The organism is Roseivirga pacifica, from assembly GCF_900111145.1.
In the GTDB taxonomy this organism is placed as follows: Bacteria; Bacteroidota; Bacteroidia; order Cytophagales; family Cyclobacteriaceae; genus Roseivirga; species Roseivirga pacifica.
Genome location: NZ_FOIR01000003.1, coordinates 268,426 through 278,865, shown reverse-complemented (window position 1 = coordinate 278,865; position 10,440 = coordinate 268,426). Strand labels below are relative to the sequence as shown.

At 39.4% G+C, this 10,440-nt stretch carries 12 protein-coding genes; 2 read left to right on the top strand and 10 right to left on the bottom strand.

The window, feature by feature from the left end:
• The gene (locus tag BMW98_RS16385) at positions 1-945 is read left to right on the top strand and encodes a PorP/SprF family type IX secretion system membrane protein (RefSeq protein WP_090259901.1); all 945 of its coding nucleotides are present in this window, start codon (positions 1-3) and stop codon (positions 943-945) included.
• Between the two features lie 11 nt (positions 946-956).
• Entirely contained in the window at positions 957-2,597 is a 1,641-nt protein-coding gene (locus tag BMW98_RS16380) for an OmpA family protein (protein WP_162844594.1), read from the top strand.
• Here the strand turns inward: BMW98_RS16380 and ppgK are convergent, their stop codons facing one another.
• The 10 genes from ppgK to BMW98_RS16330 all read right to left on the bottom strand — a co-directional run bounded on the left by ppgK (position 2,598) and on the right by BMW98_RS16330 (position 10,259).
• Entirely contained in the window at positions 2,598-3,344 is a 747-nt protein-coding gene (gene ppgK, locus BMW98_RS16375; protein ID WP_090259897.1) for a polyphosphate--glucose phosphotransferase, read from the bottom strand. It lies immediately after the preceding gene.
• A 51-nt stretch (positions 3,345-3,395) separates the two neighbouring features.
• Complete coding sequence (locus tag BMW98_RS16370) at positions 3,396-3,887, bottom strand: VOC family protein (protein ID WP_090259895.1); 492 nt, start codon at positions 3,885-3,887, stop codon at positions 3,396-3,398.
• A gap of 62 nt (positions 3,888-3,949) precedes the next feature.
• Positions 3,950-4,657 (bottom strand): tRNA1(Val) (adenine(37)-N6)-methyltransferase, encoded by a 708-nt coding sequence (locus BMW98_RS16365; RefSeq protein WP_090259893.1) that lies wholly within the window; start codon positions 4,655-4,657, stop codon positions 3,950-3,952.
• 18 nt (positions 4,658-4,675) lie between these two features.
• Positions 4,676-5,134, bottom strand: a complete 459-nt coding sequence (gene rnhA / locus BMW98_RS16360) for a ribonuclease HI (protein WP_090259891.1) — start codon at positions 5,132-5,134, stop codon at positions 4,676-4,678.
• Positions 5,131-5,703 carry a MarC family protein gene (locus BMW98_RS16355; protein WP_090259888.1) on the bottom strand — a complete coding sequence of 191 codons (573 nt, stop codon included), beginning with the start codon at positions 5,701-5,703 and terminating at the stop codon, positions 5,131-5,133. The genes rnhA and BMW98_RS16355 overlap by 4 nt, the downstream gene beginning before the upstream one ends.
• Positions 5,704-5,818: 115 nt before the next feature.
• Positions 5,819-6,742, bottom strand: coding sequence for a hypothetical protein (locus BMW98_RS16350; RefSeq protein ID WP_090259887.1), 924 nt, complete (start codon positions 6,740-6,742; stop codon positions 5,819-5,821).
• The gene (gene aroQ / locus BMW98_RS16345) at positions 6,729-7,157 is read right to left on the bottom strand and encodes a type II 3-dehydroquinate dehydratase (RefSeq protein ID WP_090259885.1); all 429 of its coding nucleotides are present in this window, start codon (positions 7,155-7,157) and stop codon (positions 6,729-6,731) included. Before aroQ ends, BMW98_RS16350 begins: the two co-directional genes overlap by 14 nt.
• Positions 7,158-7,427: 270 nt before the next feature.
• Positions 7,428-8,738, bottom strand: a complete 1,311-nt coding sequence (locus BMW98_RS16340; RefSeq protein WP_090259883.1) for an MvaI/BcnI family restriction endonuclease — start codon at positions 8,736-8,738, stop codon at positions 7,428-7,430.
• Entirely contained in the window at positions 8,701-9,936 is a 1,236-nt protein-coding gene (gene dcm / locus BMW98_RS16335; protein WP_090259881.1) for a DNA (cytosine-5-)-methyltransferase, read from the bottom strand. The genes BMW98_RS16340 and dcm overlap by 38 nt, the downstream gene beginning before the upstream one ends.
• Positions 9,933-10,259: a helix-turn-helix domain-containing protein gene (locus tag BMW98_RS16330; RefSeq protein ID WP_090259879.1), complete on the bottom strand. Its 327-nt coding sequence runs from the start codon at positions 10,257-10,259 to the stop codon at positions 9,933-9,935. The genes dcm and BMW98_RS16330 overlap by 4 nt, the downstream gene beginning before the upstream one ends.
• Between the last annotated feature and the right edge of the window lie 181 nt (positions 10,260-10,440).

Sequence of the window (10,440 nt, the reverse complement as noted above, 5' to 3'; positions counted from 1 at the left end):
ATGAGAGCTAGAACAAAACATACGTTTAGAGCCATCAGCTGCATGTTAGTAATGTTGGCAGGTAGTTTTATTGCAATAGAACTTCAGGCACAACAATACCCACAGTACACGCAGTATATGTATAACCAAATGGTTTTGAACCCTGCTTATGCCGGCTCAAATGGTTATACCGAAATAGGCATTTTGGGCAGAACGCAGTGGACAAACATTGAGGGAGCTCCCAGAACCTTCAGCATTTCCTTGAATACTCCAGTAGGCGAAATGTTTGGAATTGGTGCTTCTGTAGTTGGCGATAAAGCAGGGCCAGTGAACGAGACTATGACTAATCTGGCACTTTCTTTTTCGCTACCAGTGGGAGAGAATAGCTTTTTGGCAATGGGGATTAATGGAGGCGTTAGTTTTCTAGATGTCAACTTTAGTGAGCTGGTAACGATCGATCCGAACGATCCGATTCTCAGCTCTGATATCAACAGTACCTACGCCAATTTTGGAGCAGGTCTTTTCTTTCATTCAGAACGTTTTTATGCGGGTTTGTCTAGTCCCAATTTGTTGCGCCCAACACGCATAGAAAATAACAATGGAATGGTTACTAAAGCGGCTGAGGAAATTCATACCTACCTTACGTCAGGTTATGTGTTCGATATTAATAGTACGCTCAAGCTCAAGCCTTCGGTGTTGCTCTACTATGTAAATGGAAGCCCATTAAAAGTGGATGTTTCGGCCAATTTACTGTTCAAAGAACAATTCGAGTTTGGGCTTACCTATCGCCCAGACGACACTATTGCAGCCATGGTTGGCGTGCAGGTGTCACCAAACATTCGTTTGGGTTATGCTTACGATTATACTACTACATCCACTTTTGGGCCATTTAGCGCTGGTTCGCACGAGCTAATGCTACTACTTAAGCTGGGTAACTATAAAGTGAAAAGTCCAAGGTTCTTTTAATGAAGAAGTTCATGAGAAAATCGATTTACATATTAATGCTTTTGTTGGTCGCCATTTGGGTAAAAGGGCAAGAAGAAAAGTATACCATTGTCAACTTGGATATCAATACAGCATCATCCGATTTTGGGGCAACCAAATTGGGGGATTCGCTGGTGGTTTTTGCCTCGGCCCAAGGCAAACAAAAGAGACGAAAGCTCAAGCGCAGCATTAACCAAACGCCTTTTTTAGACCTGTATGTTGGTGTATTAAGTGGGCAACAAGTGGTGAATGACGAGATGTTTTCCGATAAACTTAGTACTACTTTTAATGAGGCAAGTGTAACATTCGCCAATGATTTTAAGACGATTTATTTTACCCGAAACAACGAAAGCAATAGCCATAAAGCCAAGGCCGATGCAGAAGGATATTCTAACCTAAAGATTTACAAAGCCAGCAAAGATGAGGATGGCAAATGGGGAAATGTAATGTCCATGCCTTTCAATAGTGATGATTACTCTTCGGGATTACCTGCACTTTCACCCGATGGTAAAAAGCTCTTTTTTGTGTCAGATATGCCTGGCTCTATTGGCGGAACGGACATTTATTATGTGGAAATACTGGATGAAGATCAATACAGTCAACCGATTAACGTAGGCTTCAATGTAAATACTGCCATGAAGGAAATGTTTCCATTCGTAGGAAAGGACAACACTTTATACTATTCGTCAGACCGACCAGGAGGGTATGGAGGGCTTGATATTTATGTGGCTAAACTGGAAGAAACCGGCTTTTATGGTGTGCCGAAAAAGTTAGACTACCCGTTCAACAGCGGCAATGATGATTTTGCATACTTCTATGATGATGAAGCCAAAATGGGCTTTTTCTCCTCTAACCGAGATGGAGGCAAGGGCAGCGATGATATCTATGCGTTTTTTAAAGAAGAGTGTAAGCAAACACTGGTTGGTTATGTAAGAAATGAAGAATCGCTAGAAGTGATCCCTGATGCAATGGTGTATTTGTATACTGCCGATTCGGTTTTGCTCGATAGTATGAATGTGGGCACTGAGGCTCGATATGATTTCAAAGTAGATTGTAATGCGGAGTTCTTTCTTACCTCTGAGAAGGAACTCTATGTCGGAGGTTATCAGCCAGTAACCACTACTGAGGTTTACAATGAAACAGTTTCTTACGACTTATTTATGTGTCCATTGGCCATTGAAAAAGAAGGGAAAATCGTGCTGATGATTGGTCCTATCTATTTCGATTTCAATAAGTACAACATCCGGGAAAGCCTTGATGGTAAGGAGGAGATGGATAGGATAGTGGAAATAATGAGAGAGTACCCTGAAATGGTTGTGGAGGTGAGCAGTTACACTGACAGTCGTGGTACCGATGAGTACAACATAGAATTGTCGCAGGAGCGTGCGCAAAGTACAGTGGACTACATAGTGAAACAGGGAATTGACCCTAACAGAATTTATGGTAAGGGCTATGGCGAAAGCAACCCAGTGAACGGTTGTGTAAATGATGTTTGGTGCTCAGAGGCTGACCATCAGAAAAATCGTAGAACGGAGTTTGTCATCGTTTCGATGGAAGGCGAAGCATTCGAACAAAAGTTCCGTACCGATGAATCTTACAATGAAGAAGCCCCAGAAGAAAAAGGCGGTAACTAATTACTTATGGTGGTCCGCAGCATAAGCAGCAGCTCCGATAATACCTGAGTTGTTTTGCTTTTCGCCAACCACGTACGGAGTTTTTATATTGATTTGGTCACGATATTTGTGAATGTGTTTGCTAACACCGCCACCCAAAATGATAAAGTCTGGCGTAATTACCCTTTCGATATGCTTTAAGAATCGGTTCAGTCTTTTTCCCCAAACATCAAACTCTAACTCTTCTCTTTTTCGGGCAGAATCGGCAGCATAATGCTCTATTAAATCACCGTTTTTGTACCAAAGTCTACCCAACTCAAAGTTTGGTACAAGCGTACCATCATAAAATAAACCACTGCCTAAGCCAGTGCCAATGGTAACCATTAAAACAGTGCCCGAATGATGTCTGCCGGCACCGTAACGCATTTCTGCAAGTCCGGCAGCATCTGCATCATTAATAATGTTGAAAGTGTTTTTGTCACACTTATCGCAAAAAAGATCGTCTATCTGAACGCCCTTCCAACTCTCGTGTAAGTTGCTGTTGAACTTGGCTTTGCCATTGATAACAACAGTGGGGAAGGCAACGCCAATACTCTCTTCCCAAGAAAAATGCGATTGGATTTCTTTAATGACTTCGGCCATTGCTTTTGGTTTGCGCGATTCAGGAGTAGGAACCCTAAAACGATCTGAAATAATGGTGCCTTTTTTTGTGTCTACTATGGCGCCTTTCATGCCGCTTCCGCCAATATCAATACCGAGAATTTCCATAAGTCTATTTAAAGGGTCGCCAAGATAGCTGAATTTAGGCAGTAAGGCAATTTAGTGATTGAGTGTGGCGAGTAAGTCGTTCAAATCCAATGCTCTGGTGTACATGGTGAGCTCTCCATTTTCATCTGTAGGCCATTCATTTCTAGGTCTATCCCAGTATAATTCTACTCCATTGCCATCGGGATCGTCCAAATAAAGTGCTTCTGAAACCCCATGATCGGCATAGCCTGTAAAAGGGTATCCATGCTCATGTACTTTCTTGAAAATTTGCGCCAAGTCTTTTCTGGTGGGGTAAAGAATTGCAGTATGAAAAAGACCCGGATAGTGTTTTGGGGCGGGAGGGCTGCCAAGGCTTTCCCAAGTATTCAAACCAATGTGATGATGATAGCCACCAGCGGAAATAAAAGCAGCTTGCTTGCCGAACTTTTGCATAAGTTCTAGCCCTAAAATGCCGCAGTAAAAATCTAGAGCCTTCTCTAAGTTAGAGACCTTTAGGTGAACGTGACCAATACGTGTTTCACTCGGTATTTGATAAAAATCCATGTAGGTACAACTAATTTTGAATCAATTTAATTCAAATAGCTGAATTACATTTTTTTCTCTACTTAAAGGTTCAAGTAATAATCCTTCAGAAGAATTGTAAAGCCTGTAGAGTATTCGCCAAATTCATCTCGAATGGAGATTTCTCCATAAGTTCCAAACGGAATTCTCATTGGGGTGAAAGACTGAATCTTTCTAAAAACTTTACCTTTTGGTGTGTTGGTAATGGTGAGACCGAGATAAGCTTTCAAACCATAGCGAATGGCCAGGCTGGTAAACTCTTTCATTTCTGCCTCCGGATACATTACCCACAGCTGCCCTTTAGGGCTTAACAATTCCACTGCTTTCTCCACCAAGTCCTTCATAGGTAGTGTGTCGCTGTGTAGCGCTTGGTTTTTATTGGCAGATTTACCCTTGTGATGCCCTGCGAAGAATGGGGGATTGCATATGATCTGTTCGTAAAGATGCTCTGACGAGTAGTCTTGTAGCGAGGTGTGGGTTAAATGAATGCGATCTGCCCAGGGAGAATTAGCTATGTTTTCTTTGGCTTGACCATAGGCGTCCGCATTGATCTCAATTGCATCAATGGGTAAAGCACATCGCTGGGCAAGCATAAGGCTCAATAGGCCAGTTCCTGCTCCAATATCTAACACCCTGCCCGAAGTAGGGCAAGGAACTGTAGCCCCAAGAAGGCAACCATCGGTGGTTACTTTCATGCCAGCCGCACCTTGCTCTATTCTAAATTGCTTGAATTGGAAGTAGCTATTGGGCATTAGCTTTTGGGTTAAAAACTAAGAGTACAATCCCGACTCAAAACCTTTGTCTACCAATAGGTTTCCACCTTCGGCAGCATCTACTGCAAGCTGGTCGCAGCGTTCGTTTTCGGGAATGCCAGCATGGCCTTTTACCCACTGAAAACTCACACGGTGTTTTTTGTAGATATCAGCAAAACGTAGCCAAAGGTCTGCGTTCTTTTTACCTTTAAAATCCTTTTTTATCCAATTCCAAAGCCAGCCTTTTTCAACCGCATCCACTACATATTTAGAATCAGAGAAGATTTTTACCGGAGCATTAGGCACTTTTATGGCTTCTAGCCCAATAATAACCGCTAACAATTCCATGCGGTTATTGGTGGTTTTTCTAAAACCTTCCGAAATCTCTTTTCTGTGTTCTCTAAATTTCATGACTACCCCATAGCCACCCGGTCCGGGGTTGCCACGCGATGAGCCATCGGTGTAGATGGTGATCATAAATTGATGATGTTGTCTTTAAATAGCTTAATGGAAATGGAAAGCAAAATGATTCCGAAAACCTTCTGCAAGATACCAATTCCGTTTTCGCCAATAATGCGTTCAATCCAGTTTGTTGATTTTAGCACCAAATAAACAAAGGCGAGGTTAATGATTACGCCAGCCAAAATATTCATCTCCTCATATTCGGCTTTTAGCGAAATAAGGGTGGTGAGTGTACCAGCACCTGCAATTAGAGGGAAGGCAATGGGCACAACCGATGAGTTATTGGTGGAGCTTGGCTCATTTTTGAAAAAGTTATGGCCAAGAATCATTTCCATACCAATAATGAACATGATGATGGAACCTGCAATGGCAAAGGAGCCTACGTCAATCCCGAATAACTTTAGCAAGTTGTCGCCTACAAAAAGAAAGGCAATCATCAATGCTCCGGCAATCAGTGTGGCTTTTTCTGACTGTACATGGCCTACCTTTTTGCGTAGGTCAATGATAATTGGAATAGAACCTAAAATATCGATTACTGAAAAAAGAATAAGTGTAACCGACAGTATTTGCGTAAAATCAAACATGCGCTAAAATTTTGTGCAAAGCTAAGTACAGTTTTTGTACTCTTTTAGTTTCCCAAAGTCAAAGAATTGTTAAGTGAATTAGTCAATAATTCTTATAAAACTAAGAAACTAATTACTAGAATTTTTCTAGCTCCACTATTCGTCCGGTCATCTTATATTCGTTACCATGAAATACAGCCGGTGTATCCCATATTAAATCTGAGGATGGTCTGCCAACTCGAAGTAGAATTAAGGGGTATTGGTTGACTTGTACAGGTAAAGGTGTAAGGTCCAAAACAACAATGTCTTTCGACCTAAAAACTCCTAGCATATTTTCATCACTGAGATTAAGCTTTAAGATTTTTGATGTGGATGAGAGGTCTTTATTTACCTCGTTTGAAAAGATTAATGACATGTTGTATTTGGGGATATTAACCTCCGAGAGTTTTCTTTGAGCTTTGGGAGTAAATTTTAACTCTCGTTCTCTTGTTTTTGAAATCTCACTTTTAAAACTTTCAAAGTTGGCTATGAAGCTACTTGGTCCATTAATCCCATAAATAGCCTTCTCCCTTAATTGTTGTTCTGATTTTAGTACAGCAATGTAATCAGTTACTAATCCGTCTAGTTTTTCAAACCTTGCGATTTGGGCTTTGCCAAGCATCTCATGTTTCGCACTAAAAAGGCTGATGCCGTCAATCATGTATGTTTCTAGATATTCTATTCCAATATCAAATGGTATATGATTTCGAATCGCAAATCCTTTATCAGAGATTATTGAATCAGACTTGGAGTCCAGAAAACTTCTGTCATTCCAGTCTTTAAAGTCTAGAGTGATAAATATTTCTCCTGTTTCTAAATAGTTGATCTTTTCAATCAGAATTTCTCCAGTATGGGATTCCGAGTCATCCATAGGCTGTGGAACCTGAAGGTTAATTTCTGTATTGGGTGAGGATGTTTTGGTGTCAAGAGATTCCTCTTTGTTGCTATCAGAAATACAAGATGTCCAAAGCAATATGGAGAAAAGAGATAATTGAAATGATGCGAGCTTACTTACTTTCATTTGTGGTTAGATAAAATACAGCCATTTCGTAGCCTTTTAAACCGAAGCCGGTAATCATGCCGGCACAGTTAGCTGTGATCAAACTGGTGTGACGAAATTCTTCACGCGCATGAATATTGGAAATGTGTACCTCTACAACTGGGGCGTTAATGGCTGCTATGGCATCGGATATGGCCACAGAAGTATGTGTGTAAGCACCAGCATTCAAGATAATGCCATCGTAAGAAAAGCCAACCTCGTGTAGTTTGTTGATCAATTCTCCCTCTACATTACTTTGGTAATACTCAAAATTGATGTTCGGATATTTGGCAGTAAGCGTTTTGAAATAGCTTTCGAACGTTTGATCTCCATAAACAGATTTTTCTCTCGTTCCGAGCAGGTTAAGGTTGGGGCCGTTAATCACCAATATTTTCATGACCCAAAGCTAAGAAGTCTTTTTTAATAATTGAGAGTGGTTATAAAGACTGGGTTTTAATGTAGTTAAAGGGTTTGTGTTGCTAGTACTCTAGTTCTAATTGGTTCTATCTATATGTAATTAGATATAATTAAGCCTGTGGTAGGTTAATTATATGCATTTAGATATAATGTAATCGAATAGAATTGCTTTATAATCTTTTGACTATAGTTTGATTTAGCTGTTACTGTGCCCGTTTTTGTTTTCATTTCGATTACAATGTGCTTGAACTTAGGGTTGGCATACATCTACAATTTCATTCTTTTTGTAGAGGTCAGGTAAGAATTTTGACTTGATTCTAAACTGACTTCTTTTCTTGATTTTAGGCTTAGTCGACATGTTTTCAAGTTTAATACCTGGGTCATAATAAATATTTCCTTTCGCCATTTCTGTAAGGAAAAGTTGAAAATCTGTTCCTGTCCCTAAAACTACATTGTTGCCATATTTATATTTTCTGTCTCCTGTTGTCTCAGAAAGTGAAGGGACATAACATGCTTTGTCATGTTTACGATTCCAATGTAATAGCATTGAAGCGAAACTCCATGAGGCTGTTTCATTCCCCTTATTGTCTAGCAGAGCAATTCGTCCGTTTGAATTCCTAATCTTTCCCGTTTCATGGTCGAAGCCCAACAGTTTCATTTCAAGGTTTGTTGATTTATGGACTTCTCCAACTTTATGCACACCACCAAAATTCATTCTGTCTGGTCTACCTAATTTATCAGGATAGCCATAGTTTCTTATAAAATATTCAGTTCCTTCAGTTTTATATAACCCATCTGTTGGTTCAGGTGTCATTAGGGTAATAACAGAAGAGTCAATTTTATCAAATCGCTTTACCCCGAACTGTTTTATTTCCCAGCCCATAAAGTCGGGTTCAGAGTATCCATTGGGGGTTACTCCTAGTTCTGCCTCTAGAGTATATCCGCCACAATTTGAAGATTTACAAGGAAGAATATTGCCAACTGAATCAAGTCTTTTGGAGTCAATCCAACCTAGTCCATGAATTCTACAAAGCTCATTTAAGAGAACGCTTCTATTATTGGCTACTTGTGGTAGTTCGATTACTCGAAAAACCCCATGCTCCCCAAGACTATCTTGCTGTTTGAATTCATTTGCTATTTCCGAGTCTGGAGCTGCAACGTAACCTAAAGTTCTACCATTATTATCGACTGAAACGAATAGAAGTCTGTCTACAATTCTATTTGCCATTAAATCAGACGGTGCATCTTGACAGCCAAGAAGGAATCCTGAAAAACGTACTTCTGGATATTTTGGATATAGAATTAATTGGGCGTGAGGAGCAACAGATATTTTACCTTCATCATTTAGCCAAGCAAAATCTAATTTAGCCTTGAACCGTTCTCTTTTCCAATCGCCTGCTTCAACAGTCTCAATACTAGTAACAGGAAGAACATTGACTATTTCAAAGTTGCCACCAAAGTAAATCTGATTCTTTGAATTATCATTAGCCGCAAGAGACTTTACATAGATTTCGGTGCAGCCATTATAGGCAAACAGCGACTTTAGATTGTTCAGGTTCATTAATTCTCTGCAATTCTTTAACAATGTTTTTACCCACAGCTTGCATCAAAGGCATGGCCACCGAATTTCCAAATTGTTTGTAACCTTGGTTGTCCGAAACTGGTATTTTAAAAGTATCAGGAAAACCTTGAAGTCTAGCACATTCTCTTGGAGTCAATCTGCGTGGGTTTTTGCCTTCTTGAGGTATTAAAATTTCAGCACCATCTTTGTAATACCTAGCACTCAGCGTTCTAGAAACACCGTTTAGGTTTGTCAGTCCGAAACCAAAACCATTTCCTTTAGCTTGGTGCTTTCTCTTGTATTCTTGAAGATAGTTCCACAGTTTATCTGAAAGTGTGTATTTATCATTAACAACCGGTTCTAAAATGTCTTGAATTCTTAATTCAACATTTTTAGGTTCTGGAAATTTGAATTGCTCTTGCTCGTTGAAAATTTCTTTGTCGAAACCAACGATTATTATTCTTTCTCTATGCTGGGGAACATAATGCTTTGCGTCAAGTACTTTGTAGTGAATCGAATAGCCTAATTCTGTCAATGCTTCGGTAATGACTTTGAACGTTCTTTTCTTGTCGTGAGAAACAAGGTTTTTTACATTTTCGAGCATAAAAGCTTTAGGGCGTTTATGCTCTATAATTCGAGCAATGTCAAAGAACAATGTTCCTTGTGTCTTATCTAAAAAACCGTGCTGTCTGCCAAGTGAATTTTTTTTGGAAACTCCTGCAATAGAAAAAGGTTGACAAGGAAAACCACCAAGTAAAACATCATGGTCAGGAATTTCTGATTCGGAAATCTTCGTAATATCTCCAAATGGTACTTCACCAAAATTCGCCTCATAAGTTTTCTTCGCAAAAGAGTCCCATTCGCTAGAAAAAACACATTTACCACCATTGTTTTGGTAGGCCAAGCGAATTCCACCTATCCCTGCGAATAAGTCAATGAATTTGAACTTAGGTTTTTTAGGTGTTGGAAATGGAATATCCCACTCAAACGGTAAGTACGATTGAAAGTTTGGTTCTTCAACCAAGCCAAGTTCTTCGTGTAGTTGATAAAGATATTTTTCGGCTTTAGGTCTAAAGTATTGTGAAACACCATTTTTATGATTGTGGAAATAATGTGTCAAATGAGCCATATCATCAGTTGTCTTTTTATCAATGATAAAATTTAGCTTCTCTCGTATTTCTGAATATTTCCTTTTCATTTGAATTCGATTTGACCTTGTGTTTCCTTTTTTTGCTTTATGTATTTCACATTCTGTTCTGCAACTGAGAATATTGTTTCAGAACAGTTATACTGAAAAGCTTCTCTTGCGAATTTGTCTGCGAAGTACAAGTCTTTAATTACCTGCTCATCAATTTGAAATAGGTCGCTCAGTGCTTTTAGTTTAGACTTTGAAAACCTTTGAGATTCGTTTTCAATTCTACTAATAGCGCTTGTATTCAAACCGATTTTTTCTCCGAAGTCGGATTGAGTCCAATTCCGTTTTTCTCTTTCTGCTCTTAAAAACTTTCCAAAAATCGTCATAGCCAACTTGACTTATTTTTAGCAAATGTAATTATAACTTGCGATTTTATTGTCAATATTGACGTTTAATGTCTGGGCGAGAAAAAGCAATGTGTGCGATAGCACTCTTTGTCTTTTCGGTGGGCTTTATTTAAATGGGCACAACATTAACTATAGTAAACTTTTATCGACTATGAGCCAT